25 protein-coding genes are annotated in these 24,888 nt (G+C 61.9%); 9 read left to right on the plus strand and 16 right to left on the minus strand.

The genetic code is table 11. The annotated features are described in order from the left end of the window. Positions 1-73: 73 nt before the first annotated feature. The 5 genes from ACUN8C_RS16895 to ACUN8C_RS16915 all read right to left on the minus strand — a co-directional run bounded on the left by ACUN8C_RS16895 (position 74) and on the right by ACUN8C_RS16915 (position 5,160). The gene (locus ACUN8C_RS16895) at positions 74-946 is read right to left on the minus strand and encodes a phosphogluconate dehydrogenase C-terminal domain-containing protein (protein ID WP_445620317.1); all 873 of its coding nucleotides are present in this window, start codon (positions 944-946) and stop codon (positions 74-76) included. Further along, positions 939-1,739 (minus strand): sugar phosphate isomerase/epimerase family protein, encoded by an 801-nt coding sequence (locus ACUN8C_RS16900; protein WP_445620318.1) that lies wholly within the window; start codon positions 1,737-1,739, stop codon positions 939-941. The genes ACUN8C_RS16895 and ACUN8C_RS16900 overlap by 8 nt, the downstream gene beginning before the upstream one ends. A gap of 21 nt (positions 1,740-1,760) precedes the next feature. After that, the gene (locus tag ACUN8C_RS16905; protein ID WP_445620319.1) at positions 1,761-3,113 is read right to left on the minus strand and encodes an MFS transporter; all 1,353 of its coding nucleotides are present in this window, start codon (positions 3,111-3,113) and stop codon (positions 1,761-1,763) included. 171 nt (positions 3,114-3,284) lie between these two features. Next, positions 3,285-4,460 carry a hypothetical protein gene (locus ACUN8C_RS16910; RefSeq protein WP_445620320.1) on the minus strand — a complete coding sequence of 392 codons (1,176 nt, stop codon included), beginning with the start codon at positions 4,458-4,460 and terminating at the stop codon, positions 3,285-3,287. Next, positions 4,447-5,160 (minus strand): hypothetical protein, encoded by a 714-nt coding sequence (locus tag ACUN8C_RS16915; RefSeq protein ID WP_445620321.1) that lies wholly within the window; start codon positions 5,158-5,160, stop codon positions 4,447-4,449. Before ACUN8C_RS16915 ends, ACUN8C_RS16910 begins: the two co-directional genes overlap by 14 nt. A gap of 174 nt (positions 5,161-5,334) precedes the next feature. Here ACUN8C_RS16915 and ACUN8C_RS16920 point away from each other — a divergent pair, with 174 nt between their 5' ends. Continuing rightward, on the plus strand, positions 5,335-6,357 hold the full coding sequence (locus ACUN8C_RS16920) for a Gfo/Idh/MocA family protein (protein WP_445620322.1): 1,023 nt from the start codon (positions 5,335-5,337) through the stop codon (positions 6,355-6,357). A 27-nt stretch (positions 6,358-6,384) separates the two neighbouring features. Beyond that, positions 6,385-7,104, plus strand: a complete 720-nt coding sequence (gene nanR, locus ACUN8C_RS16925; RefSeq protein WP_445620323.1) for a transcriptional regulator NanR — start codon at positions 6,385-6,387, stop codon at positions 7,102-7,104. A gap of 18 nt (positions 7,105-7,122) precedes the next feature. Here nanR and ACUN8C_RS16930 read toward each other — a convergent pair whose 3' ends face one another. The 3 genes from ACUN8C_RS16930 to ACUN8C_RS16940 all read right to left on the minus strand — a co-directional run bounded on the left by ACUN8C_RS16930 (position 7,123) and on the right by ACUN8C_RS16940 (position 9,612). Beyond that, on the minus strand, positions 7,123-7,734 hold the full coding sequence (locus ACUN8C_RS16930) for a LysE family translocator (RefSeq protein WP_445620324.1): 612 nt from the start codon (positions 7,732-7,734) through the stop codon (positions 7,123-7,125). A gap of 15 nt (positions 7,735-7,749) precedes the next feature. Beyond that, positions 7,750-8,583 (minus strand): helix-turn-helix domain-containing protein, encoded by an 834-nt coding sequence (locus ACUN8C_RS16935; protein WP_445620325.1) that lies wholly within the window; start codon positions 8,581-8,583, stop codon positions 7,750-7,752. A 129-nt stretch (positions 8,584-8,712) separates the two neighbouring features. Next, the gene (locus tag ACUN8C_RS16940; RefSeq protein ID WP_445620326.1) at positions 8,713-9,612 is read right to left on the minus strand and encodes a LysR family transcriptional regulator; all 900 of its coding nucleotides are present in this window, start codon (positions 9,610-9,612) and stop codon (positions 8,713-8,715) included. A gap of 157 nt (positions 9,613-9,769) precedes the next feature. Between ACUN8C_RS16940 and trpB the strand changes: the two genes are divergently transcribed. Continuing rightward, positions 9,770-11,098 carry a tryptophan synthase subunit beta gene (gene trpB, locus ACUN8C_RS16945; RefSeq protein ID WP_445620327.1) on the plus strand — a complete coding sequence of 443 codons (1,329 nt, stop codon included), beginning with the start codon at positions 9,770-9,772 and terminating at the stop codon, positions 11,096-11,098. Beyond that, positions 11,098-11,919 carry a tryptophan synthase subunit alpha gene (trpA, locus tag ACUN8C_RS16950; protein ID WP_445620328.1) on the plus strand — a complete coding sequence of 274 codons (822 nt, stop codon included), beginning with the start codon at positions 11,098-11,100 and terminating at the stop codon, positions 11,917-11,919. Before trpB ends, trpA begins: the two co-directional genes overlap by 1 nt. A 63-nt stretch (positions 11,920-11,982) precedes the next feature. On the opposite strand, the gene ACUN8C_RS16955 is transcribed toward trpA, so the two are convergent. Beyond that, the gene (locus ACUN8C_RS16955; protein ID WP_189516418.1) at positions 11,983-12,306 is read right to left on the minus strand and encodes an HU family DNA-binding protein; all 324 of its coding nucleotides are present in this window, start codon (positions 12,304-12,306) and stop codon (positions 11,983-11,985) included. 250 nt (positions 12,307-12,556) lie between these two features. On the opposite strand from ACUN8C_RS16955, the gene ACUN8C_RS16960 reads away from it, so the two are divergent. The 4 genes from ACUN8C_RS16960 to phoR all read left to right on the plus strand — a co-directional run bounded on the left by ACUN8C_RS16960 (position 12,557) and on the right by phoR (position 16,217). Further along, complete coding sequence (locus ACUN8C_RS16960) at positions 12,557-13,153, plus strand: chorismate--pyruvate lyase family protein (protein WP_445620329.1); 597 nt, start codon at positions 12,557-12,559, stop codon at positions 13,151-13,153. A gap of 52 nt (positions 13,154-13,205) precedes the next feature. Then, on the plus strand, positions 13,206-14,072 hold the full coding sequence (gene ubiA / locus ACUN8C_RS16965; protein ID WP_445620330.1) for a 4-hydroxybenzoate octaprenyltransferase: 867 nt from the start codon (positions 13,206-13,208) through the stop codon (positions 14,070-14,072). A 156-nt stretch (positions 14,073-14,228) separates the two neighbouring features. After that, complete coding sequence (gene phoB / locus ACUN8C_RS16970) at positions 14,229-14,912, plus strand: phosphate regulon transcriptional regulator PhoB (protein WP_445620331.1); 684 nt, start codon at positions 14,229-14,231, stop codon at positions 14,910-14,912. A gap of 6 nt (positions 14,913-14,918) precedes the next feature. Further along, positions 14,919-16,217, plus strand: coding sequence for a phosphate regulon sensor histidine kinase PhoR (phoR, locus tag ACUN8C_RS16975; RefSeq protein WP_445620332.1), 1,299 nt, complete (start codon positions 14,919-14,921; stop codon positions 16,215-16,217). Between the two features lie 55 nt (positions 16,218-16,272). On the opposite strand, the gene ACUN8C_RS16980 is transcribed toward phoR, so the two are convergent. From ACUN8C_RS16980 to ACUN8C_RS17000, 5 genes are all read right to left on the minus strand, one after another. Continuing rightward, entirely contained in the window at positions 16,273-17,244 is a 972-nt protein-coding gene (locus tag ACUN8C_RS16980; protein ID WP_445620333.1) for an N-acetylmuramoyl-L-alanine amidase, read from the minus strand. A 167-nt stretch (positions 17,245-17,411) separates the two neighbouring features. Next, a complete protein-coding gene (gene cysZ / locus ACUN8C_RS16985; RefSeq protein WP_086900431.1) occupies positions 17,412-18,140 on the minus strand; it encodes a sulfate transporter CysZ in 729 nt (242 codons plus the stop codon). Between the two features lie 115 nt (positions 18,141-18,255). Further along, a complete protein-coding gene (gene phoU, locus ACUN8C_RS16990) occupies positions 18,256-18,981 on the minus strand; it encodes a phosphate signaling complex protein PhoU (RefSeq protein ID WP_445620334.1) in 726 nt (241 codons plus the stop codon). A 164-nt stretch (positions 18,982-19,145) separates the two neighbouring features. Continuing rightward, the gene (gene uvrD / locus ACUN8C_RS16995; RefSeq protein ID WP_445620335.1) at positions 19,146-21,344 is read right to left on the minus strand and encodes a DNA helicase II; all 2,199 of its coding nucleotides are present in this window, start codon (positions 21,342-21,344) and stop codon (positions 19,146-19,148) included. Positions 21,345-21,469: 125 nt separating this feature from the next. Continuing rightward, positions 21,470-22,381, minus strand: coding sequence for an SIS domain-containing protein (locus tag ACUN8C_RS17000; protein ID WP_445620336.1), 912 nt, complete (start codon positions 22,379-22,381; stop codon positions 21,470-21,472). Positions 22,382-22,557: 176 nt separating this feature from the next. Here ACUN8C_RS17000 and ACUN8C_RS17005 point away from each other — a divergent pair, with 176 nt between their 5' ends. After that, positions 22,558-22,776, plus strand: a complete 219-nt coding sequence (locus ACUN8C_RS17005; RefSeq protein WP_445620337.1) for a PA3496 family putative envelope integrity protein — start codon at positions 22,558-22,560, stop codon at positions 22,774-22,776. A gap of 85 nt (positions 22,777-22,861) precedes the next feature. On the opposite strand, the gene ACUN8C_RS17010 is transcribed toward ACUN8C_RS17005, so the two are convergent. Then, positions 22,862-23,785: an OmpA/MotB family protein gene (locus ACUN8C_RS17010; protein WP_445620338.1), complete on the minus strand. Its 924-nt coding sequence runs from the start codon at positions 23,783-23,785 to the stop codon at positions 22,862-22,864. Next, positions 23,785-24,552, minus strand: a complete 768-nt coding sequence (locus tag ACUN8C_RS17015; RefSeq protein ID WP_243409126.1) for a motility protein A — start codon at positions 24,550-24,552, stop codon at positions 23,785-23,787. The genes ACUN8C_RS17010 and ACUN8C_RS17015 overlap by 1 nt, the downstream gene beginning before the upstream one ends. Positions 24,553-24,888: the final 336 nt, after the last annotated feature.

Raw genomic sequence — 24,888 nt, forward strand, 5'->3', positions numbered from 1 at the left:
CAGATGTCCGGCCCCGGAGTGATCTCATGGCTGGCGCAGGGCGATGCCTGACCGGCCAGGATCTGGCGAGCGCTTAAGAGATCTGCGGGTCGCGACGCACCTGGTCGATCTTGAGCATCCGCGCGATGACCTTGTCGAGCTCTTCCTGCTCAAATATTTTCTTCCAGTCATCCTTCAGGATGTTTTCACGCCCGTAATCGATGGCGATCATGCAGGCATCCGAGAACGGATTGGTGCTGCGAAACGCCACGGCAAGTGCAATCTGGATATGGCCGTAGAGCATCGCCTCGGCCGCCTCACGGGCCACACCAGTGCGCTCGACCGTCTCATCCAGCGCTTCCTTCATGAAGGTGCCGACCATGCAGGCCACGGTCTCCACCAGCGTTGGCTCAAGATAGGCCAGCTGTGTCACGGTCATCCAGTGCACCTTGTCGACCGGGCCATACATTTGACAGATCACCGTTTCAAGCGAGGCGCGTTCTGCGTCGCTGCCCTGCTCAAAGGCAGCCGCCACCGACTGTGTGGCGGCACTGCCGCCAAAGGCGTCGGCCCATTCTTCATCGCTGCGACGTTCCAGAAAGACCGACGGGTGGCAGGGGTGGGCGACCGCGTAGTGAATCTCATCACGCTGATGCAGCAGATTGGCATAGGCTGCGGCCGGGTCGAGCGTAAGCACCGTGGCCCCGGCCTTCATGCGCGGGACCAGAGCCTCGGAGACCTTGCCAAGCACGATGTCGGGCACGGCCAGAATCACCAGATCACACTGTTCGATGACCTGTTCGATATCGCTGACCTCACGACCGGCCTCACGCATTTTTTCCTGCGCGGCGGGGGCATTTTCGCAGTAATAGATGTGGCTGCTGCTGCCTTCGAGATTGGCCGAGATGCGCATGCCCATCTTGCCGCCGGCACCGACCATCGCGATGTGCTGATAAACGTTATCCATGATGACTCCTTAAAAATGTCATGTTGTGACGGGTCCACTGTGCTTCCAGCGCACAGGTGGTGGCCTCGTCCTGCTGCCAGGGCAGCCAGTGCTCGATGATCTCGTTGATGCCACGCGCCTCGGGATTGACGGCCTCGCGCATCGCCTTCAGCGGTAAAAGTCCTTCGCCGAGCGGGCAGCCGGTCAGTTGAAAGCCGACCCAGCCCGGCGCGCGGGAAAAGGCAAAATCCTTGATGTGCAGATTGACCACTCGACCCGCCGTGCGGGCGATGACGGCCTCAGGCAGCTCGAGTGCCGCCACGCAGTTGCCCGGGTCCAGACAGATCCCAATGCGGTCGTCATCGATGACCTCGATCACCTGCATCAAAGTCTCGACGCTGACCTGCTCGTAGGTCTCCAGCGCCAGCGTGACCTGTTGCTGTCTAAGTGCCGGCAGGATCTGTTCGAGCCGCTGTATGGCCTGATCCAGCGTCGGACGATCCTCACCGGCATACAGCATGCTGCGAATCAAACGCACGCCCAGCACATGGGCCAGTGTCAGATAGCGCTCAAGATGCTCGGTGGCGATCCCGCGGGTGCCCAGCTCCAGCACGATGCCCAGGGCGTGGGCCCGATCGCGCAGCGCCGTGAGTCGTGGCTCATCAAAGGTCTCGATGGCCGGATAGTCACAGATCTGAAAGACCTTCCCTCCCAGCTCGGCGGTCTCTTCCAGCATCGCCTCCAGCGTCATGGGCGTTTCGACCTGCTCCGAGCCGCGCCAGAAAAAGGCGTAGGTACTCAATCCAGTAGCCATGGGGTCTCCGGGGTAAAAGGATCAGTGGGCATGGACGCCGCCGGGCATGCGCGTTCCCGAGTCGGGCCGGGGCACGCGGCTGATCGCCAGCATCAAAATGCCCGACATCAGCATGAAACCGCCAACCACGAACATCGGTACGGTATAGCTGCCGGTCAGGTCATGCAGGGCGCCGGTGAGATAGCTCGACGAAAAGCCGGCCATGTTCCCCACGGTGTTGATCAGTGCCACGCCTGCAGCGGCTGCGGCGCCATCCAGAAAGCGGGTTGGCAGCGTCCAGAAGTTGGGCAGGGCCGCAAAGATCGAGCAGGCCGTCACGGTAATCACGGCCACGGTCGCCGCCGGGGAATCCATATAAAGCGCCAGCGGCACGCTGATCGCACCGGTAAAGGCCGGCAGGGCCACATGCCAGCTGCGCACGCCACGCCGGGTAGCATCGCGCGACCAGAGATAGAGCACGATCGCGGCCGGCAGGTAAGGGATCGCGGTGATCAGCCCCTTTTGCATCAGATCAAATCGAGTGCCGAACTGCGCCTCAAAGCCGCCGATGATGGTGGGCAAAAAGAAGGCCAGCGCATAAAGGCCGTAAATGAAGCCGAAATAGATCAGCGCCAGCGTCCAGACCCGACCATTGGTAAAGGCAATTTTCAGACCGTGACGGCCGTGATCACCGCCGCTTTTCTCGCGGGATTCGCGGGCCAGCTCCTCGGTCAGCCAGCGCTTTTCCTCAACGCTTAGCCAGCGCGCATCGGCCGGGCGGTCCACCAGATAAAACCAGGCCACGATCCCCATGACAATCGCGGGGATGGCCACGCCAAAGAACATGAAACGCCAGCCCGCCAGGCCGAAAAAGACACCGTCATGCTGAATCAGCGAGGCCGCCAGCGGCGCCCCGATTACGGTGGTCAGCGGCTGGGCCAGATAGAAAAGCGCCAGAATGCGGCTGCGATAGCGCGACGGCACCCACAGGCTCAAAAAGAGAATTGCACCGGGGAAGAAGCCGGCTTCGGCCACCCCGAGGGCAAAGCGCAGGGCGTAAAGCCCATTGGCACTATCGACCCAGGTAAAAAGCAGGGCAACCACACCCCAGCTCACCATGATGCGGGCCAGCCACTTGCGGGCACCAAAGCGATGCAGGGCCATGTTGCTGGGGACTTCCAGCAGGATATAGCCCAGAAAGAAGATACCGGAGGCAAAACCGAACTGAGCCGCGCTCAGAGCCAGATCACTGTTCATGCCGTTGGGGGCGGCAAACGAGATCGCGGTACGGTCGAGATAGTTGATGAAAAACATGAGCGCCACGAAAGGCACCAGACGCATGGCAACCTTTCGAATGGCAGACGCCGCCACGGCATCATTGGACGCGTGAGACATGATCACTTCACTCCCGCTGCCGTTTCAACGGCAGTGAACCGGTATGAATGGGCAAAAGTCGGTCGTCTTGTCGCAACTGACTTTAATCAGGGCTTGGCCAGGCGCGAGGTGATCATCATCTCATCATACCACTTGTGCAATACGACTCAGGTCGCACATGCACGTCGATGCCTACTCAAGCAACAGCCGCAAAACCCCGAAGGCCGGCAGCGTGATCGGTGAGGAAACCGGCTGTAGATGCGCCATCCACTGTACGTCTTCAAGCGGGGTATGCGCGTCCAGCAGGGCCGCACCACATACTTTGACGCCGTGAAGGGCCAGAGTGACCGGCTCGGTCGAAAGATTGGCCAGCCACAGCTCGTCACACGCCCCGTCAGGCGCCTGCCAGCCGATCGCGGCCACATGATCAGGCGCCTGCGGCCAGACCAGCAGCGGCCGGCCGCCACCGCGAATCAGCCCACGCAGCACGTGAAAAATCGGATACGGCGTGTCACCTGCAACATCAAATGGCGGGCCCAGTGAGGAGAGCGTCAGCGCTTCTACTCCCCCTTGCGCGGCACGAGCGACCACCCCGGTTGACCAGGTCGCGCCAAAAAGCCCTCGCTGGCGAGGGTCGTTATCGTTGAGCGTGACCCGCGCCATGCCCTCATTGGCCGTCAGCCGCTCGCCATAGGGATTGGTCCAGGCCCCGATGGCCGTGGTGGTCACTCGATAGGGAGCTTCCGGCGCCAGCGCCCGAGCGCTTTTGAAGATATGGGGCAGGCTTTCAAGCGTTTCCATCACCGAACCGTCATCGGCAGCATGCACGATCGGAGAAAGGGCGTGGGTGATGAAATCGATGCGCTCCGGGTCGGGCCGGCAGCGGTTGAGTTCAGTGAAGTAAATGGGAAAACCGCCACCCAGCGGTGTTTCAGGCCACAGCTGCCGGGCAAATGCCAGCACCCGGGCCGGCGAGGCACCATCAGGCCAGTCACCATCGGGCTGGTAGCTCTTGAGATAGGCGCGCGGTGTGACCAGCATTCCGGCAGGCGAGAAATCGCTGTCATCACACCAACGGGCCAGTCGCGCCAGGTCGTCTTCAAATTGCTCGTTGTCACAGATCACATAAAGCCAGGGCGCGACGTCACAGACAGCACACTGCGCCATGACGACCTCCAGCCTTGTGTGACTCTCCGGCACGGCCACATCCAGCACGATGTCGAGATGATGCGGTTGCAGGGCGCTCAGGTAGCGCTCCAGATGGGAGGCATCCAGCGCACGATCCAGCCACAGCCCGCAGCCGATGGCAGGCAAACGATGATCGGCCAGCAGGACAGGCGTGCACGGGTAAATATCAGGAGACGTCATGGCCATGCTCTTCAAGCTGCATTGAAAACCCCTGCACGACCGTCTCACCGGCTTCGATGACATAAGGTATGGGCCAGGCCAGCGGGCGGCTATAGATCTTGAAGGAGGCGTCCGACCAGTTGCGCTGATCCTCCATCTCGAACACCTCGCCTTCAAATAACAGTCGAACGGTGGGGCCATGTCGCACCGTGTAGTTCAGCCCCTTGATATCGAAAAAGGGCTGGCCGGGGCTGATCAGTTCGGGAAAGCGGGATAAAGCCCGGGAATCATCGCCGTGCGTGATCTCTACCGGGCGGCCGACCACACCCTTGAGAGGCAACAGCACAATCAGCCCACTGCGACAGGTCAGCATCGTTCTGGCCGCGGTCAGGGTCAGCGACACGTCTACCCCGCGATCATCAAGGCGCGTTTTAAACCGGCCCGACAGCGCCCCTTCGGCCGCTTTAAATTCATGGATCAGCTCAATGCCTGTCACGTCGACCTCGACACTTTCGGCGGTGGTTACCAGGGCATGCGTGCCCCACTGATCGTCACGAATAACCGGGTGGATACCACGAACACACTCGATACCGCGGTAACAAAGCATGTGCAGGGCGCCGTCCTGACGATCAAACGACAGCGCCCCTGTCTCATGGTGCGTGACCGGCGATTCGGTCAGCGTTGTGCCGTAATGTCGTTCTCGCCAGTGGCGGTCGTTCATGCCCTTGCTCCCGAACAGGATGACTGGCGTCGAGCATATTAGGCAGGGCAGACCGGCTGATATTCGACCATTGGTATGATGACATCATCATCATCAAGGACCTTAATCGACAGACGCGTGCCCTATCGGCCGCCGGTAACAGCGCGGGAGAATCAACATGAAGGGAGAAACAGCATGAAAGGGGCACTGATCGGCTGCGGTTTTTTTGCCGAAAATCAGATGAAGGCGTGGCAGTCACTGTCGGAAGTCGAGGTCGTGGCGGTCTGCGATCCGGACCCGGCACGGCGCAAGCACTTTCAGACCCATTTTGGCGTGGCGCGCACCTTTGCCGAAGCGCAAATCCTTTTTAAGCAGTGTGCGCTCGATTTTGTCGATATTGCGGCCCCCACCCCGGCCCATGAATCGCTGATCAGACTGGCCGCCGACCACGGCGTGGCCATTATCTGCCAGAAACCCTTTGCCGGATCACCCGAGCGGGCCCATACCCTGATCCAGTACTGTCTGGAAAAGGGCGTGCCCCTGAGCATTCACGAGAATTTTCGCTGGCAGTACGCCGTGCGCGAGGTGATCCGACATCTGCGCAACAATGAAATCGGCATGCCCTTTTTCGGGCGCATCAGCTATCGCAACGGCTTTGATGTCTACAAAAGCCAGCCATATCTGGCCCAGGCCGAGCGTTTTATCATCGAGGATCTAGGCATTCACGTGCTAGATATTGCCCGCGCGCTCCTTGGTGATGTCAGCCGTTTAAGCTGCGAGACGAACCGCATCAATCCCGACATCCAGGGCGAGGACGTCGCGACCATGATGCTGCGTCATGACGGCGGCGCCACCTCGATCGTCGACTGCAGCTATGCCACCCATCTCACGCCCAACCCTTTTCCGCAGACGCTGATCGACATCGACGGCACCCGTGGCTCGCTGCGGCTGACGGCAGATGAAAAGATTCATATTCACACTCGTGATGGCTGCAAGAGCCACGAGGTAATTGTTGACGCCCCGGACTGGAGCACGCCGCCCTGGACGATCATTCAGGAAAGTGTGGTGGCCTTTCAGACCCACTGGCTTGAATGCCATCACGCAGGCGTTGAAGCCGATACCTCGGGCAGGGACAATTACAACACGCTGGCACTGGTAGACGCCGCCTACGAGGCGGCTGCCCATCATACGGTCATGACGCCAAAACGCTGGTCATGACCTGTTTCATACAAGGAAATCGCTTTGATGTTTCCAACCTCCGATGAGCCGATTCGACGGCGCAAGCTTTCTGATGAAGTGCTGGACAGGCTGCTGGAAGAGATTCGCGGCGGGTCGCTGAGCCCGGGTGATCAGCTGCCGCCCGAACGTGAGTTGATGGCCCGCTTCGGCGTCGGGCGTCCGGCCGTTCGCGAGGCGATGCAGAGCCTGGCCTCAAGGGGATTGATCACCATTTCCCACGGGGAGCGGGCACGTGTCAGCGAGTTCAGCGTCTCCTCGATGATCGATCAGTTCGACACCACCGCGCGACTGTTGCTGTCGAACTCCGAGGAGAACATCGACCATCTCATTCAGGCGCGACTTTTTTTCGAAACCGGCATGGTGCGCATGGCCGCGGCCCGGGCCACGCCCGAGGACATCGCTCATCTCGAATCATTGATCGATGAGATGGAAAAACAGCCGACCGGGGCCGCCTTCATCGATTGCGACATGGCCTTTCATCATGCGATTGCCGACATGACCGGCAACCCCATCTTCGCGGCAACGTCGCGGGGCATGCTGCACTGGCTCAAGGACTATCACGCCGCGATCGTCAGCTTTCAGGGCGCCGAGGACGTCACGCTCAGAGAGCATCGTGACATCGTGCACTATCTCTCCCTTCATGACGTTGAAGGCGCCGCCCGGGCCATGGGCAATCACCTGACCCGGGCCAGCGACCTCTATCGACAGCGCACCGCTGAGCGCTGACGTGCACTGTCTGGCGGCTCATGCCTGCGCCGCCATCGGCAACCAGACATGCTTCCATCCCATGGAAATCGCCACGCCGACCAGCAGCGCCGCCATCACCAGATTGATGCCCTTGAGCAGTCGTGCACTTTCCAGTCGCCGGCCCAGCAGCGCCCCAAGGGCGGCATAGCTGCTCGGCGCGCCCACAGCGAGTGCGGCAAGTCCAAGCGACCAGACGACCAGCCCCACACCGTGAATGCCGGCAGCCGGAAACTGCAGCGCCGCGATCGGCAGCGTGGCCACCACGCCCTTGGGATTGCCCAGCTGCATGAGCAGACCATCGCGGAAGGTCATCGCGCGCGGCGCTTTACCAGGTGCGTTGGGGTCGATGCTGGAACGCGCCATTTTAACGGCAAGGTAGAGGATATAGCCGCAGCCCAGCGCGCCGAACAGGGCCAGCACGCCGGGTTTAACCCAGGCCGCGCCGGCGAGTCCGAACAGCAGAAAAAGCAGCAGCATGGCCAGCCCCACGCCCAGGTAATAGCCGATGGCACGCCGGGCCTGACCATGCAGACCCATGTTGAGGCCGAGCAGATTCACGGGCCCGGGCGAATACATGATGCCCAGGGCATAAACGATGATCGCAAGCATGAGGGGAATTCCGAATCAGTGGGCGAGGCTTTGCTGGTATTGAAAGGGCGTGACGCCGTGGATGCGTTTGAAGCGCCGATTGAAGTGGCTGTGATCGGCAAATCCGTAGCGCAGGGCCACCTCGCCGGGCGTGACACCCGCTTCCAGCGCGCCGCGCGCGGCATCGATGCGACAGCTGATCACGTACTGATGGGGGGTCATGCCGAACCGGGCCCGGAAAAGGCGCAGGAAGTGGTAGCGGGACAGGTTCGCGGCCGCACTGATGCGCTCCAGCGACAGCTCCTGATCAAGATGGGCACGAATGTAGTCGCAGGCGAGCATCAACAGGCGATCAGGCCGCCCGCTGGCAGGCAACGACGGCTGATAGCGCCCGGCACGCTGCACCATTCGCACGGCAATCTGCTGGAGCAGATGCTCCTGATCGATCCGACTGCCAATGCCTTCCCGGACCAGCCGCGCCAGCGCCAGAATGGCATCGCGCAACACCGGGTCCGTGATCAGGGTATGAGGGCTTAAAAGCCTGCCGGCGTGCTCGTTGCCAGCGGCCTCGGCAAACAGCGTTGCCAGTGCCTCGGGGGCCATATAGGCCATGACGTAATCCAGCCGGTGGGCGCCGCCGGACTCGCCGTCATGGGGCTGCTCGGGATTGAAAAAGATGACGCTGCCCGGCGGGTTACGGTGATAGGCGCCGGCGCTGAAAAAATCCTGTCGCCCGGCCAGCGTCACGCCGAAGGCATACTCCGTATGCGCATGGCGGTCGTAGCGAAAATCCTCGATCGAGGCACTGAGGACCTTGAGCGTCGGTACATGTCGACTACTGGAAAACTGAAACTCGAACGCGCGGCTCATGGTGGCTCTCCCGGGGCGTCACTCTCAAAACGTCAGTCCCAAAACGTCAGACTCGAAGCGTCAGACTCGAAGCTTAAAGGGTATCGACCTCACAAGGCTTGAACGTTATTGCTCAATGACATCGCACGCTCATGCCGGCGCCGTCAGCTCATGGCGCAGCCACGCTGCCAGCTGCTCACCGCTTTGATGTGACGTACCGCGCCCCAGCAGCAGACAGAGCCGTGCATCGGTGTCGACAAACCCCCAGGGCGCCACCAGCCGACCGCTTTGCAGATCGCCCTCGATCACCAGCCGCGGCGCGATGGCCACCCCCAGGCCCGCCAGCGCCGCCTCCAGCAGATAGTAGAGATGCTCAAAGCGCTGGCCGGTCTGGCGTGCCCCGGCCAGCGCCGCCTCATCGAGCCCGCAGGCCTGCGCCCACTGTGGCCAGGCCTGAAGACGCGAGGTGGTCTCCAGAATGGTTTCCTCGAACAGCGCCTCGAACGGGCGCTGGGTCAGGCGTTTGGCAATGTCGGGCGCTGCCACCGCGCCGATACGCTCGGCGGCGATCTCGATCACCTGAATATCAGAAGGCCAGGGCGGGGCAATAAAGGCCAGCGCCGCGCTGATGTCGCCGCGCCTGGGGTCGGGCTCGCCGTCACTGGCCAGCACGTTGAGCCTGAGTGCGGGCAGCTCGCGATGCAGCCGGTCCAGCCGCGGAATCAACCAGCGCGCCAGCAGGCTGCCCGGGCAGGCCAGCGTAAAGGGCGCCCCTTCGATCTCGCGGCTCAGGGCACGACAGCTCGAACGCAGCGTGGCAAAGGCCTCGCTGACACCGGCGTGGAGCTGGTGACCATGGCGGGTCAGCACCAGCCCGCGCCCGGCACGCTCAAAAAGGGAGGTCTCAAGGTGTGCCTCCAGCGCACGAATCTGGCGACTGACGGCGCCGTGGGTAACGCTCAGCTCCTGGGCGGCGGCCGTAACACTGCCCAGACGTGCAGCGGCTTCAAAGGCTTTCAGAGCGTTAAGGGGAGGCAGTGAATCCGACATGGTGATGTGAGTTTTTCTCAACGGTTATGGCAAATTTATCGATGTTATACCGCGCCCGGAGCTGTCACGATAGGGGCATCATCGATGTTCGCATCGATACCCATTTTACGAGCTCGGGCTTTCATGACCGACCTTTGTGACAGACAGGGAGATCACCATGTCGTCTGCTACTGATTCCATCACACGCTTCTCAAGGGGCCCGGACGCCAACGGCTTCTACGGCGATTTCGGCGGCCGTTTCGTGGCCGAAACCCTGATGCCCCTGATTCTCGAACTCGAGGAGGCCTGGGAGTGGTCACGCACCGATGAGGCCTTCCGCCGCGAGCTCGAGGGCTACCAGCGCGACTATATCGGTCGCGCCACGCCGCTGTATTACGCCGAGCGCCTGACCGAACATCTGGGCGGGGCGAAGATCTACTTCAAGCGCGAGGATTTGAACCACACCGGCGCGCACAAGATCAACAACTGCATCGGTCAGATCCTGCTGGCACGCAAGATGGGCAAAAAGCGCATCATCGCCGAGACCGGTGCGGGCATGCACGGCGTGGCCACCGCCACGGTAGCGGCACGCTTTGGCATGGAATGCGTGGTCTACATGGGCGCCACCGACATCGAGCGCCAGCAGCCCAACGTCTTTCGCATGAAGCTTCTGGGCGCCGAGGTCATCCCGGTTGAATCCGGCACCGGCACGCTCAAGGACGCCATGAACGAGGCGCTGCGTGACTGGGTCACCAACGTCGACTCCACCTTCTATCTGATCGGCACCGTGGCAGGGCCGCATCCCTATCCGGCGATGGTACGTGATTTCCAGTCCGTGATCGGACGGGAAACCCGGGAGCAGATTCTGGAGAAGGAAGGGCGCCTGCCGGACACGCTGATGGCCTGCATCGGCGGCGGTTCCAACGCCATGGGCCTTTTCCATCCGATGCTCGATGACGAAAGCGTGCGCATGATCGGGGTAGAAGCGGCCGGCCATGGCATCGAGACCGGCGAGCATGCGGCAAGCCTCAACGGCGGCGAGCCGGGCGTGCTGCACGGCAATCGCACCTTTTTGCTGCAAAGCGTTGACGGTCAGATCACCGATGCTCACTCGGTCTCGGCGGGTCTGGACTATCCGGGCATCGGCCCCGAGCACGCCTGGCTGCATACCCAAAAGCGCGTCGAGTACGTCTCGATCACCGATTACGAGGCGATTCAGGCCTTCAAGCTCTGCTGCGAGCTGGAGGGCATTATTCCGGCGCTGGAATCAGCGCATTCGCTGGCGCATCTGAGAAAGATCGCCCCGGACCTGCCCGAGGATCATCTGATCGTGCTCAACATGAGCGGACGGGGCGACAAGGACATGGCAAGCGTTGCCAACTGGCTCGAGCAGCACGGCGACACTGAAAAACTGCCGAACACCACGGTTGAGGCCGCCGAACCCGGCCGGATAGATGACATGCAGCCGCCGCATGACGTGGCGAAAAAAACCGGGGAGACCGAATAATGGCCACACGTATTACTCGCCGCCTCGAGGCCTTGAAGGCAGAAGACCGTGCGGCACTGGTTACCTTTACCATGGCCGGCGACCCGAACTATCAGGCCTCGCTCGACACGCTCAAGGGCCTGCCGGGTGCCGGCGCCGACATCATTGAGCTGGGCATGCCGTTCACCGATCCGATGGCCGATGGCCCATCGATCCAGAAGGCCGCCCTGCGCGCGCTCAAGGGTCAGCACACCCAGCAGAAAACGCTCGAGATGGTGCGCGAGTTTCGTCGCGAGGATCAGGACACGCCGATCGTATTGATGGGCTACTACAACCCCATCTACCGCTACGGCGTCGAGGCCTTTTTGAAGGATGCCGGTGAGGCCGGCATCGACGGGCTGATCGTGGTCGATCTGCCGCCGGAGCACGACGGGGAACTGTGTCTGCCGGCAGCGCGGGCCGGCATCGACTTCATTCGTCTGGCCACGCCAACGACCGATGACAAGCGTCTGCCTCGGGTGCTGGAAAACACCTCGGGCTTTATCTATTACGTCTCGGTGGCCGGCGTTACCGGGGCTGCCGCGCCCACGCCGGAAAGCGTCGAGCGCTCGATTACCCGCATTCGCGCCCATACCGACCTGCCGATTGCCGTGGGCTTTGGCATTCGAAGCGCCGAACAGGCGGCCGCCATCGGTCGTTTTGCCGATGCCGTGGTCGTGGGCTCGGCGCTGATCCAGTGTATCGAGCAGGCCGACAGTGATGATGCCGGCACCCGGGACGTTCATGCGCTGGTGCGTGAACTGGCCCGCGGCGTCAGGGCCGCGCGTCTGGCCACGGCCTGATAAAACAACACCGGCTGCCCTGGGGCAGCCGGTGATATCAACGCCGTAACCCTTTTGAAGGGATTACTTGGAAACGGCGTCCTTGAGACCCTTGCCGGCCTTGAACGCAACGTTCTTGCTGGCAGGAATCTGGATTTCCTTGCCGGTCTGCGGGTTCTTGCCGGTACGCGCGGCGCGCTCACGTACGGTGAAGGTACCAAACCCGATCAGGGTGACATCTTCGCCCTTGGCAACACTGCGGGTAATCTCGTCGAGTACGACGTTGAGTACCTGACCTGCCTTGTCCTTTGAAAGATCCGCCTGCTCGGCAATGGCCGCGGCGAGTTCTGGTTTGCGCATAACGCCTCCTGGTTGGGCAATAACATGGCGATTTTTGGTGCCGCCCATTGTTATATCGAATTCGCACACTGCAAGAGGGTGCGCGAAGGGTCGCTCACTGCCCTGCACCAGCGCCATGAGGCCGGCCTTGCAGGGCGAACACTGTTCGACCGGCCTAGACTAGCAACGCCTCCCTGCTTCACGCCAGCCAAAACTGCACAAAATGGCACTTTGTGGCGTTTATCGGGCCTAATGGATGATATTTTTACCCTCCGGGTACAAAAAGATACCCGATGGCCCCCTTTCGGATGTTTCACCCATGCCCGAATTTCCCCGGTTTTCTCCCTCTTTTGCACACTGGCAGCCGGTGGCGCTTTCCGGTGTCCATCTTGAAGACCCGCTCAGAACCCTGATGGACTCGCGTGACTCGCTTACGGCCCGGCTGGCCCATTGGGCGGGAGCGCCCATCACGGTGCGTCTGCATGCGCAGGGGCCGGGGCGCGGCCGCCATGACGAACTGGTGGCGTTGGGCCAGAAGGCCGGGCAGCGGGTCTGGCGACGGGAAGTCACGCTGGAAGCCGAAGGCGAGGTGCTGGTGGCCGCACGTTCTGTCATGGCGCTCAAGGCCTGCCCGCCCTGGATGACCGGGCTTGGCACCCAGGCCCTCGGGCATCAGCTTTTTGCCAGAAGCGCCCGCGCACCGCGCAAGGCCATCGTGCAGCGTTCCAGTCTCGAGATGATCCGGGCCGCTCCCGGATTTCTGGCCCTGCCCGTAACGTGGGGGCGGCGCTCGCTGTTTGCCCTGGGCGTCGGGCGAGCGCCGCTGCTGGTACAGGAGTATTTCGTGCACGAGCGCTTTACCCGGTGTCAGCGACCATCACACGTGAAGGGCTCGACGCCGCGTCATTTCGGGTAGACTCATATTTTCACGCTGACCTTCTCGTTTTACGCTGACTGGAGCCCCGACGATGCCGTCGCCCCTCGCTCGACTCCCCGACTTCATGCGCCTGACCAGGCTTGATCGCCCCATCGGCACCTGGCTTTTGATGTGGCCGACGCTGGCCGCGCTGTGGCTGGCCGGTGATGGCCTGCCCACGCGTCATAACCTGATCATCTTCATTGCCGGGGTCTACGTCATGCGGGCGGCGGGATGCGTGATCAATGACTACGCCGATCGTCACTTCGATGCCCACGTCAAACGCACCCATGATCGACCGCTGGCGACCGGGCGCATCAGCGCGCGCGAGGCATTGATCCTGTTTGGTGTCCTGCTGGCGATTGCCTTCGTACTGGTGTGCTTCACCAATGCCTTTACCATCATGCTGTCGTTCGGGGCCGCGGCGCTGGCCGCCAGCTATCCGTTCATGAAGCGCTATACCCACCTGCCGCAGGTGGTGCTGGGGGCGGCCTTTGGCTGGAGCATTCCGATGGCCTTCGGCGCCGAGCAGGGCCATGTCCCGGCCGTGGCATGGTGGCTCTTTTTCGCCAATATCGTCTGGACGCTGGTCTATGACACCTGGTATGCGATGGTTGATCGTGACGATGATCTGAAAATCGGCATCAAGTCGACCGCCGTGCTGTTCGGCCGCATGGATCTGATCATTCAGGGCGCACTGCAGGTGTTGATGCTGCTGTTGCTGGCCGTGGTGGGCAGCCTTGCAGGACTTGATGGCTTCTACTGGGCAGCACTGATTGCCATCGCCGCCGTGTTTGTCCACCAGCAACGCCTTTGTCGCACGCGCACCCGAGAGGGCTGCTTTCAGGCCTTTTTGAACAATCACTGGGTGGGCGTGCTGCTGTTTGCCGGTATCGCGCTGGCGACCTGGCAGGCCTGATGTTTCGAAAGTGATGGCGTTATGCCAGGCGAGGGTGTCATAAAGTTGTCACATGAAGACGTTTGAATGACGATCACATGACGAAGCCTGTGGCCGAATGCCGTTGCGCGCATCGTCCCGGCAGTCGCCATCGCTATCCGGCAGGGGAAGCCATTCATGTCCAGAACCGTTTTAATCGTCGACGACGAAGCGCCGATTCGCGAAATGATTGCCATGGCACTCGAGATGGCGGACTTTCGCATTCTCGAGGCCGAGGATGCCAGAACCGCCCATGAGCTGGTCGTCGATGAACGTCCCGATCTGATTTTACTGGACTGGATGCTGCCCGGCGTCAGCGGGATCGATCTGGCCCGACGGCTCAAGCGTGAACCCATCACCCGCGACATCCCGATCGTGCTGTTGACCGCGCGCTGCGAGGAAGACAACAAGGTGCAGGGTCTGGAAAGCGGCGCCGATGACTACATCACCAAGCCCTTTTCCCCGCGCGAGCTGATTGCCCGCCTCAAGGCCGTGTTGCGTCGTACCACGCCGGCCGGCGTCGAGGAGAACGTCGAGGTAGACGGGCTGCTGCTTGACCCCGTCAGCCATCGCGTCAGCGTCGATGGCCGGGCCCTTGAGATCGGGCCGACCGAATATCGCCTGCTTCAGTTTTTCATGACCCATCAGGAGCGCGCCTATACCCGTACCCAGCTGCTCGATCAGGTCTGGGGCGGCAATGTCTATGTCGAGGAGCGTACGGTGGATGTGCATATCCGCCGACTGCGAAAGGTGCTGGGGGACGCTCATCAGCATCTGGTGCAGACCGTTCGTGGTACCGGCTACCGCTTCTCGTCGCGGTAGTCGGGCATGCATTACTGGCTCAATGAACTCTGGCGGCTGTCCTATCTGGTCGCCTGCTTCGGCATTCTGGGCACCCTGCTGGGCTATCCCGGGTGGGGCATCGCCCTGGGTCTGGGGATCCATCTCGCCTTTACCCTTCGACACCTCAAACGCCTCTACCGCTGGCTGGAAGCGCCGGTGGATCAGCGCCCGCCCGACGGCGAAGGGGTGTGGGGTGATCTTTTTGACCGCCTCTATCGCTATCAAAAGGGCCAGCAGCATCTGCAAAATCGCCTGCGCTCGGTGTTAAAGCGCGTTCAGGAATCAGCCGAGTCGATGAGCGAAGGGGTGGTCATGCTCGATTCACGCGGCTGTCTGGACTGGTGGAACAGCGCCGCCGAGCGCCTGGTCGGACTGGACAGTCGCCACGACCGCGGCCATCACCTGACCAACTACCTGCGCGATCCTGCCTTTATCCGCTACTTTCGCAAAATGGATTACAGCGAGCCGATCACGATCGGTGCGCCCACCAACGAGGCGCGCACCCTGTCGTGCCAGATCACCCGCTTTGGCGATGACGAACGCCTTTTGATCATTCGCGATGTCACCCGGCTGCAGCGTCTGGAGCAGACGCGACGCGATTTCGTGGCCAACGTCTCGCATGAACTGCGCACCCCACTGACGGTGCTGACCGGCTATGTCGAGACCTGGCAGGACAACGATGGCGCTCTCCCTGTCGCCTATCAGCGCGGCCTGAGTCGGATGCAGGAACAGACCGTGCGCATGCAGCATCTGGTCGAGGACCTGCTGACCCTGTCGCGGCTGGAAACCAGCGAGCGTCACCGCAACGAGCGCTCGATCGACATGGCCGCGCTGTGCGAACAGATTGCCGAGGACGGCCAGGAGCTGTCTGGCGGCAGCCACGAGATCACCTGTCGGCTCGAGGAGACCCGGCGGCTTTATGGCGATGTCGAAGAGCTTCGAAGCGCCCTGTCCAATCTGATCTATAACGCCGTGCGCTACACATCACCCGGCTGTCATATCACCCTCGTCTATCGCCGATGGGACAAGGGCGGTGCCGCTGTCGAGGTCATCGATGACGGCGAGGGCATTGCCCCCGAACATCTGCCGCGACTGACAGAGCGCTTCTACCGGGTCGACAAGAGCCGTTCGGTGGCCAGCGGCGGCACCGGGCTGGGACTGGCCATCGTCAAGCACGTGCTGCTGCGCCACGACGCCCGGCTCGATATCGAAAGCCGGCCCGGCGAGGGCGCCTGCTTTCGCTGTATCTTTCCCGTCACCCGTCTGGAAAGAATGACGGACTGACGCACGGGCGTGGTCATCAACAGCCGCAGCCATCAACAGCCGCGGGCATCACGCGTTACTGACGCACGGCGCGGACATCGGTCAGACCGTGATAGCGCTCGAGCAGTGCCAACAGAATGGCCTGACTTTCCACATCAACATTGCCGTGCGTATCGGCCGGTCGAAAGTGCATCTGAAAGGCACCCAGCGCTTTGCGGGTCGGCTCGTCATACGTGCCGGTGACGCTCACCGGATATCCCCAGAGACCCAGCGCGCGCTGCAGCTGCGCCATGGACAAGGGGGAAGCGCTAAGCTCGCGCTGATAGCGCGTCACGACATGACGCTCGGGCCAGGCGCCGACTCCGGCCTCATAAAGACGCTGCCAGGGAAAGAACGGGCCCGGATCCACCTTGCGACCCGGGGCAATGTCACTGTGTCCCAGTACGTTTTCCGGGGCGATGTGGTAGCGGTCGACGATGTCGCGGGCCAGCGCCGTGACCAGCTCGATCTGGGCACGGGAGTAGGGGTCCCAGACCATGCCGTCGGGTGAGGTGTAGTGGCCGCGATTGACGATCTCGATGCCAATGGAGGTATCGTTGAGATTGACGCGATCTCCCCAGCTGCTCACGCCGGCGTGCCAGGCCCGCTTGTCCTCGTCAACCAGCTGCATCGCGACCGGCTGATTCTGATACTCACCGGGCGAGGCCGTGACGAGATAATGGGCGCTGACGTTGCCCCCGGTCAGCGCTCTGAAGGCGGCGGCGTCATCGCCACCGGTATAGTGCAGCACCAGAAACCGGATGCGCTGATTCTGTCCCTTTGATGACACCGAGTGATCCACCCGATAGCCGCTGCGGCGCTCGAGTGCAGCGCCCTGTGCCGGGCCATAACGCCGGGCCGGAGCAGGATCATCGATGACCGGGACATTACTGAAGATACGGTCGATGGCGTCGGTATCGACCATGGGCGTCGGGGCGGGTGCGGGCGTACCGGCACAGCCGGCAAGCATCATGGCCAGCGCCAGCCCCGCGAGCAGGGATTTTGACATGTTGTGTTCCGTCAGGACGATGAGGTGATCCGGGCTTCAAAACGCCATACGACACGAGTCACTGTGCAGGCCCTGACGGGCATTTCATGCGACATGTCACATCATGTTACGACGACAGGGTCGCATCATAGCAGTGTTGTTCACGCTTGCCTGCATCGAGACAGGGTCTATTGCGGCGCCGGCAGGGCCATGTAATGACGCCGCCACATCATGACGCCCGCGGCCACCGCGGCCGGCATGACCAGCAGATTGACGATGGGAATCCAGATCAGGGCGGAGACCACGCCGCCAAAGGTCAGTGTCGGCCACCAGCGCGCGCTCAGGCGCTTTTTCATGTCGGGAAAGCTCACCCCGTTGTTGTCCATGGGGTAGTCCAGATACTGAATCGACATGCTCCAGATCGAAAACAGCGCCCAGCACAGCGGTGCCGCCAGATGCAGTACGGGCACAAACCCGATTAACAGCAGCAGCAGTACGCGGGGGGCCATCCAGGCCAGCTTTTGCAGCTCGCGCTTTAAGCTGTCGATGGCCTGACGCCAGAGGGAGCGGTCATCGATGCTTTCCTGCTGCCCGGACAGGCGCTTTTCGACGTTCTCGGCCAGAAACCCGTAAAAGGGCGAGGCGATCAGGTTGGCCACGACCGTAAAGGTAAAGGCCAGCACGATGATCAGACACAGCACGACCAGCGGCCAGATCAACCATTCAAGCCACTCGAGCCAGCCCGGGACGCTGGCCATCCAGTAGTTGACCCAGCCGGAGAAGCGCTGGATCACAAACGTGAACAGCGCGGCATAAATGGCCAGATTGGCCAGCAGCGGAATCACGACATAACGTCGAAGCCCGGGCGAGAGCACCATGGAAAACCCGCGCCCCAGCGCAGAGACGGCATACACCATTGAAGGATTATCCAGTCATCAAAGAGGGTGGGCAGGCAGATTATCATACCCGCCGACCCTCGCGGAGAGGGCCGGCAGGCGTCAGGAAAGAGGCGTGCTCAGGAAGGGGTCGTGCTCAGGGTGTTGGCGTGCTGCCCGGCGACGGCGAGGAATTGCTGGAGTGGCGAATGTCATCGCCCTCGACCAGATACACCACCGATTCCGCCAGATTGTCGGCATGATCACCGATGCGTTCCAGTGAACGCAGGATCCACATGACGTTGAGCACCGAGCTGATCGAGCGCGGGTCCTCCATCATGAAGGTCACCAGCGAGCGCATGGCGGTCTGATAGTCCTGATCGACGATCTCGTCTTCCCCCAGCACCTCGCGTGCCAGGGGCACGTCCATGCGGGCAAAGGCGGTCAGGGCCTGACGGACCATGTCCCGTACGCGGGTGCTGATATGGCGAATTTCGGTAAAGCCGCGGCTGGTCAGCCCTTCCTCGATCAGACTCAGGGCATGACGGGCGATCTTGTTGGCCTCATCCCCCATGCGCTCCAGATCGGAGGTGGCACGGGTGACGGCCAGCACCAGCCGCAGATCGGAGGCCGTGGGCTGGCGCCGGGCCAGAATATGGGCACACTCGTCATCAATGTCGAGCTGGAAGCCATTGACCTCACGGTCGTTATCACGCACGCGCTCGGCCGCTTCGAAATCGCCCTCGAGCAGGGCCGCGATGACCTCATTGATCTGGCGCTCTACCAGCCCCCCCATCGCCAGCAGCTGAGTCTTCAACGACTCAAGCTCCTGATTGAACTGACGCGAAATGTGCTGGCTGTGAGGGTCGTTGGCAATGTCCATGGAGACTCCGTTCACGGATCAAAGGCGCTGCCTGGCAACGCCATGTTGCCACCAGCATCGCGCACGGTAATGACAATTTGATGACACCGTGGCGGCCCTTCTCACCGCCATGACGCAGGCCCCTGCCTGGCCTGGCGGCCATTGATTAGTCCGGCGGCCACTGATCAGCCCAGCGGCACCAGCTTGGCAAAGCCCAGCACCAGCCACTTGTCGCCATCTTCCTCGAAACTGACCTGCACGCGCGCGCGCTGGCCCTGACCTTCGGCGTTGATCACCACCCCTTCACCGAAGACCGGATGACTGACGCGCTGGCCCAGCGACAGGCTTGGCAGCTCGTCACCACCGTCGACCTGTTCCTGGCGCACGCTGGATTCGCGTGAAGTGACCGGGCGCGAAATCTGCCCGCGCAGGCGCACTTCCTCGACCAGGTTTTCCGGCAGCTCGCGCAGAAAGCGCGACGGACGCTGGAAGGTCTCCTTGCCGTGCAGGCGCCGCGATTCGGCATGGGTGAGATAGAGCTTCTCCATCGCCCGCGTGATCCCGACGTAGCAGAGCCTGCGCTCTTCCTCGAGGCGGCCCGGCTCTTCCAGCGACATCTTGTGCGGAAAGAGGCCCTCTTCCATACCGGCCACGAACACGACCGGAAATTCCAGCCCCTTGGCCGAGTGCAGGGTCATCATCTGCACCGCATCCTCGAACTCATCGGCCTCGTGCTCGCCGGAGTTGAGCGCCGCCTCAGCCAGGAAAGTGCCCAGCATGTCGCCTTCACGGTCGCTCATTGGATCAAAGGGATTGCTCTGGGTAGCGGCCTTCGCCGCGCTGACCAGCTCTTCCAGGTTTTCGACCCGCGCCTGACCCTTCTCGCCTTTCTCGGCGCGGTGGTGCTCGATCAGCCCGGTCTGGCTGATCACGTGATCAATCATCTCATGCAGGGCCAGGCCTGCGGTGTCGTTATCAAGCTGATCGATCAGATTGCTGAAGGTGGTCACACTCGAGGCCGCGCGGCCTTTTAAAAGGCCCTTTGAAGGCGCGTCATTGAGCGCCTGCCACAGCGACACTCCCTCGTCGCGGGCATAGGCGCGCAGCAGCTCGACGCTGCGGGTGCCAATGCCACGCGCCGGCACATTGATCACGCGCTCAAGCGAGGCATCATCGTCACGCGACACCATCAGGCGCAGGTAGGCCAGCGCGTTTTTGATCTCGAGACGCTCATAAAAGCGCTGACCGCCGTAGATGCGATAGGGCACCTTCTGGCGAATCAGCGCCTCCTCCAGCACCCGCGACTGGGCATTGGAGCGATACAAAATGGCGATATCACGACGGGCACGGTTTTTCTCGCGCACCTGAGCATTGATGGTATCGACAATAAAACGCGCTTCGTCCAGGTCGTTGAAACCGCCATAGAGGGAGATGCGCTCGCCTTCTGCGACATCGGTCCAGAGCTCCTTGCCCATGCGCCCGGCGTTGTGACGAATCAGCGCGTTGGCCGCCTCCAGAATGGCACTGGTCGAACGGTAGTTGCGCTCAAGGCGCACCAGGCGGGTGTCGTGAAACTCATCACGAAAGCGCGCCAGGTTCTCGACCTTCGCCCCGCGCCAGCCGTAGATCGACTGGTCATCATCACCCACGGCGGTCAGGCAGGCGCGATCGCCGGCCAGAAGCTTGAGCCAGGCATACTGCAGCGTGTTGGTGTCCTGAAACTCGTCGACCAGCAGGTGCTGGAAGCGCTCGCGGTAGTGCTGCAACAGTCGCGGGTTGTCACGCAACAGTTCCAGCGACCGCAGCAGCAGCTCGCCGAAATCGACCAGACCACCGCGCTCACAGGCCAGGTGATAGAGCTCGTAGAGATCCACCATCTGCTGCATGTAGGCATCGCCGTGGGCATCGATGTCACCCGGACGCATGCCTTCTTCCTTGCAGCCGCCGATGAAGTACTGCACCTGCTTGGGTGGATAGCGCTCATCGTCGATGTTGTGATCGCGCAGCAGCCGCTTGACCAGCCGCAGCTGATCATCGCTGTCGATGATCTGGAAATGTTCGGGCAGCCCGGCATCCTGCCAGTGGGTGCGCAGCAGACGATGGGCAATGGAGTGAAAGGTGCCGACCCACATGCCGCGCGGCGAGACCTTCAACAGCGTCTCCAGCCGCGAGCGCATCTCGCGGGCGGCCTTGTTGGTGAAGGTCACGGCCAGAATCGACCAGGGCGACAGGCCATCGACCTCCATCAGCCAGGCAATGCGATGCACCAGCACCCGGGTCTTGCCGGAGCCGGCACCCGCCAGCACCAGCATGTTGCCCTGCGGGGCGCCGACCGCGTCGCGCTGATCGGAATTGAGCGAATCGAGTAGCGCAGAGGCGTCCATGAAATCAGATACCCAGGAAATCGGCCGGGAAGGGCCTGAGAGAAGAGATCAAAAAGAAGCCTCTACCCTAGCATATCCGGCACCAATGGTCCTTCTCACTGCGTCCGCCCTGCACCACCAAAAGCTTATTGATCGTCGGATTTGCCGCGGTGGCGGGCACTGTCCTGACGGGCACGATCAAAGGGGTCGGGGCGGGCCGTGCGCAGCGGGTCCAGGCTGCGCTTGACTGCCACCAGATGCTCGGCCAGCTGTGGGCCGCGCGTCTTGGCCACGCCCACGGCGAGAATATCAATCACCACCAGATGCGCGATGCGCGAGCTCATGGGCCGATAGACCTCGCTGTCCTCGAACACGTCGATATAAAGCCCAAGGGTGCACTTCTCGGCCAGCGGCGAGTCCGCCGGGCACAGCCCGATGACCGTAGCCCCATGGGACAGGGCAATATCGACACTCGAGAGCAGTGAGCTGGAGCGTCCGGTCTGCGAAATGGCCACCACCACATCATGCTCGCCCAGCGTGACCGCCGACATGTGCTGCATGTGCGGGTCAGAGTAGGCGGCCGTCGAAATGCGCAGGCGAAAGAACTTGTGCTGGGCATCGATGGCAACTGCCCCCGAGGCACCGTAGCCATAGAACTCGACCCGGCTGGCATCCGACAGGGCATTGATGGCGCGGGTCATGCTGGTGGCATCGATCCTGTCGCGCACACCCAAAAGCGTGCCCACGGTGGAATCAAAGATCCCGCGGGAGAACTCGGCCACGCTGTCGGTTTCGTTCATCGAAAATTCGGAAAACTGCTCGCCGGTCGCCAGTGTCTGCGCCAGCTTGAGCTTGAAATCCTGATAGCCGGTGCAGTCCGTGGCGCGACAAAAGCGAATCACCGTGGGCTCGCTGACCCCGACCCGGGCCGCCAGCGCTGCCAGCGGCAAATGAATGACTTCATCGGCGTTGCGCAGCACGAAACGGGCCACCTTCTGTTCGGAACGGCGAAAGGCCGGCAGCCGTGCGCGCAGGTCATCAAAAAGCGTGACGCTCAAGGTGGATCCTCTGTGCTGGTTGACGCACGCCCTTTGTTGCGGTACGTCATGAAATTGTCAACAGCACTATCATACGCTGAGTGCGAGCACTGATCGACGCTGACTATCACGTTCATGGTCACGTCGACACAGTGTCATGTCCCTGATCCATTTCAATGTCGAAGGGTGCATCGTTCATGCAAAAACAGACTGCTGATCAATCCCGACTCAATGCCGTTCGCAACGAAATTCTCGATATCGCCCTGCATCTTGATGCCAGAGAAAGCGAGAAACGCCGCCAGCGCGCCGCCGAGCGTGCCCTGAGAGCCCGCCGCGGTATCGAGGATCATTTCGAATTTCGACGGCTTGCCGCCCAGTTCAGTGAGGAAGAGGACCGCCTTCGCCACTTTGGCTAGCCAGAGTGGTTTCGCGAGGGCGTAAAACGACCGTGGCCGGCAGGGCCGGCAGGGCCGGTCACGGTCGAAAGCGGCAAAAAGGCAGTTACCGGCTGGCCGAGCGCGACCCCCCAGGGCTCAGGACCAGCTCGACCCGACGGTTCTGGGCACGCCCCGTTTCGGTGTCGTTGCCGGCCAGCGGCCGGGTCGGTCCGTAGCCGATCGCCCGCAGCTGCGAGGCCTTGACGCCGCCGCGGCTCAGGTAGCGCAGCACGGCCGTGGCCCGCCCAACGGAAAGCTCCCAGTTTGATGGGAACCGGTCGTTGGAAATGGTTCGACTGTCGGTATGCCCCTCGACTGAAATTTCACCGTCAAAATCCTTGAGCGCCGGCAGCAGTCGATCGAGCAACACGCTGCCCTGTCCGCTGATGTCGATATCGGCGCTGGGAAAGAGCAACCGGTCCTCGATGCGCAAGATGGTGCGCTCACGCTCGCGAGTAACCTGAACGCCCTCTATACCGGCCAGACGATGGTCCATGGCCATGACCTCATCAGAGGGCGTCTCTTCTTCTGTCGGCAAGGCGCTTTTTTGCAGCGGAATCATCACCGCCAGTGCCGCCTGGACATCGACCCGGGTCGGCGTCCGACTGTCGCTGGCCGCCGGGGTGGACAGCATCTGCCAGGGTGGTGGTGGCGGCGCCGGCGAAGCGGCAAGCCATGGAAACACACCGATGGTGCTGACCGGCACGGCCTGCACCGGCGAGAGTCGGTCCATGGCCGCAAGCGTCAGCGGCGACACCATCACCGCGGCGGTGGCTGAGGACACCGGCAACGTCGACGCACTGGCGTCTTCTTGAGGCACGACACCGCGCATGGCCAGCAGCAGCACGAACAGCACCAGCAGCAGGGTCAAAAGATCCAGATAGCTGAGCATCCAGCCATCGCTTTCCTCGCTGCGATCCACATTCAGGACCAGCTCGCGGGCGGCCTGGCGAGCCTGTCCAGAGGATCCCGATGATCGGTGTTCCATCACGACGCGCTGCCTCCGCCACCTTCCGACTCGCGTGACAGGGGGCGTTCGCCCAGCTCGTCGTGGGCCTCACTGATAAAGGAGTTGAGCGTGGCCTCGATAAAGGAGGGCAGGCGGCGGCGCGAAATCATGGAGACCCCTTCCAGCACCATGTTCATCGAGATCAGTCGATCCTCGGTGCGCCGCTCCAGCTTGACCGCAATCGGTCTGAACAACAGATTGGCCAGCAGGATGCCGTAGAAGGTCGACAGCAGGGCGACCCCCATGCGCGGGCCGATCACGGCCAGATCGCCATTCTGAATCACTTCCAGCATGTTGATCAGCCCGACCAGGGTGCCCAGCATGCCGAAGGCCGGCGCGTAGGTGGCCATGGTGCGAAAGATCTGCGCCTCGGCCAGCTCCCGGGCGCGCAGGCGCGTGATGCGCCAGCGCAGAAGATCCAGAATCTCCTCTTCGCGCACGTTATCGATCACCAGACTGATGCCGGTGCGCAGAAACGGGTTGCGGGTATTTTCAAGTGCGCGCTCTACCGCACGGGCATCGCCATGCATCCATTCCCGCGCCAGGGCCACCAGCTCGTCGATGTCCTCACGGATAAAATCGGGCTCACGGCGAAAGACACTGCCCACCAGCGCCACTACGCGGCGAATCTCGCGCATCGGGTAGCTGATCATGGTGGCGGCCAGCGTCCCGGTCAGCACGATCAAAAGGCCGGCCAGATTGAAAAAGCTCAAGGGGGACTGCGCGGTAAACAGCACCACGACCATGAGCAACAGTATGCTGACCACAATGCCGATCAGGGTTGAGGGATTGCCGGGAACGCCGGCCGGGCGGCCGGAAGAGGCCTGAGAGGCACGGTCAGTACTGCCGGATTGACTGCTGGTCATGAAAGGACATCCATGTGCATGCAGCGTCGTGACATCGAAGGCCGATGGGTTTCCCTTCAGCCAGCGCCACTGCTGCCGATATTGACCGGTCCATTCTGACAGAGCACTTTCGCGTCAAACGCCACGAATAGCGCCATTTTTGACGCGCATTCATTCGCTTGAACAAGAGTTGTGCACCTTTCCCACAGAGTTATCCACATTTTTTATTGACAGTGG

The sequence above is a fragment of the Kushneria sp. Sum13 genome, from assembly GCF_052692355.1.

Excerpts from the sequence above, each read along its gene's own strand:
- ACUN8C_RS16895 (WP_445620317.1), bottom strand. The coding sequence starts at position 946 with ATGGATAACGTTTATCAGCACATCGCGATGGTCGGTGCCGGCGGCAAG.
- ACUN8C_RS16930 (WP_445620324.1), bottom strand. The coding sequence starts at position 7,734 with ATGCTTGCGATCATCGTTTATGCCCTGGGCATCATGTATTCGCCCGGG.
- ACUN8C_RS16915 (WP_445620321.1), bottom strand. The coding sequence starts at position 5,160 with ATGAACGACCGCCACTGGCGAGAACGACATTACGGCACAACGCTGACC.
- phoR (WP_445620332.1), top strand. The coding sequence starts at position 14,919 with ATGCATTACTGGCTCAATGAACTCTGGCGGCTGTCCTATCTGGTCGCC.
- ACUN8C_RS16980 (WP_445620333.1), bottom strand. The coding sequence starts at position 17,244 with ATGTCAAAATCCCTGCTCGCGGGGCTGGCGCTGGCCATGATGCTTGCC.
- phoB (WP_445620331.1), top strand. The coding sequence starts at position 14,229 with ATGTCCAGAACCGTTTTAATCGTCGACGACGAAGCGCCGATTCGCGAA.
- ACUN8C_RS16920 (WP_445620322.1), top strand. The coding sequence starts at position 5,335 with ATGAAAGGGGCACTGATCGGCTGCGGTTTTTTTGCCGAAAATCAGATG.
- phoU (WP_445620334.1), bottom strand. The coding sequence starts at position 18,981 with ATGGACATTGCCAACGACCCTCACAGCCAGCACATTTCGCGTCAGTTC.
- ACUN8C_RS17010 (WP_445620338.1), bottom strand. The coding sequence starts at position 23,785 with ATGGAACACCGATCATCGGGATCCTCTGGACAGGCTCGCCAGGCCGCC.
- nanR (WP_445620323.1), top strand. The coding sequence starts at position 6,385 with ATGTTTCCAACCTCCGATGAGCCGATTCGACGGCGCAAGCTTTCTGAT.
- ACUN8C_RS16910 (WP_445620320.1), bottom strand. The coding sequence starts at position 4,460 with ATGACGTCTCCTGATATTTACCCGTGCACGCCTGTCCTGCTGGCCGAT.
- cysZ (WP_086900431.1), bottom strand. The coding sequence starts at position 18,140 with ATGGTGTATGCCGTCTCTGCGCTGGGGCGCGGGTTTTCCATGGTGCTC.
- ACUN8C_RS17005 (WP_445620337.1), top strand. The coding sequence starts at position 22,558 with ATGCAAAAACAGACTGCTGATCAATCCCGACTCAATGCCGTTCGCAAC.
- ACUN8C_RS16935 (WP_445620325.1), bottom strand. The coding sequence starts at position 8,583 with ATGAGCCGCGCGTTCGAGTTTCAGTTTTCCAGTAGTCGACATGTACCG.
- trpA (WP_445620328.1), top strand. The coding sequence starts at position 11,098 with ATGGCCACACGTATTACTCGCCGCCTCGAGGCCTTGAAGGCAGAAGAC.
- ACUN8C_RS16900 (WP_445620318.1), bottom strand. The coding sequence starts at position 1,739 with ATGGCTACTGGATTGAGTACCTACGCCTTTTTCTGGCGCGGCTCGGAG.
- ubiA (WP_445620330.1), top strand. The coding sequence starts at position 13,206 with ATGCCGTCGCCCCTCGCTCGACTCCCCGACTTCATGCGCCTGACCAGG.
- ACUN8C_RS17015 (WP_243409126.1), bottom strand. The coding sequence starts at position 24,552 with ATGGTCGTGGTGCTGTTTACCGCGCAGTCCCCCTTGAGCTTTTTCAAT.
- ACUN8C_RS16940 (WP_445620326.1), bottom strand. The coding sequence starts at position 9,612 with ATGTCGGATTCACTGCCTCCCCTTAACGCTCTGAAAGCCTTTGAAGCC.
- ACUN8C_RS16905 (WP_445620319.1), bottom strand. The coding sequence starts at position 3,113 with ATGTCTCACGCGTCCAATGATGCCGTGGCGGCGTCTGCCATTCGAAAG.
- ACUN8C_RS16960 (WP_445620329.1), top strand. The coding sequence starts at position 12,557 with ATGCCCGAATTTCCCCGGTTTTCTCCCTCTTTTGCACACTGGCAGCCG.
- trpB (WP_445620327.1), top strand. The coding sequence starts at position 9,770 with ATGTCGTCTGCTACTGATTCCATCACACGCTTCTCAAGGGGCCCGGAC.
- uvrD (WP_445620335.1), bottom strand. The coding sequence starts at position 21,344 with ATGGACGCCTCTGCGCTACTCGATTCGCTCAATTCCGATCAGCGCGAC.
- ACUN8C_RS16955 (WP_189516418.1), bottom strand. The coding sequence starts at position 12,306 with ATGGGCGGCACCAAAAATCGCCATGTTATTGCCCAACCAGGAGGCGTT.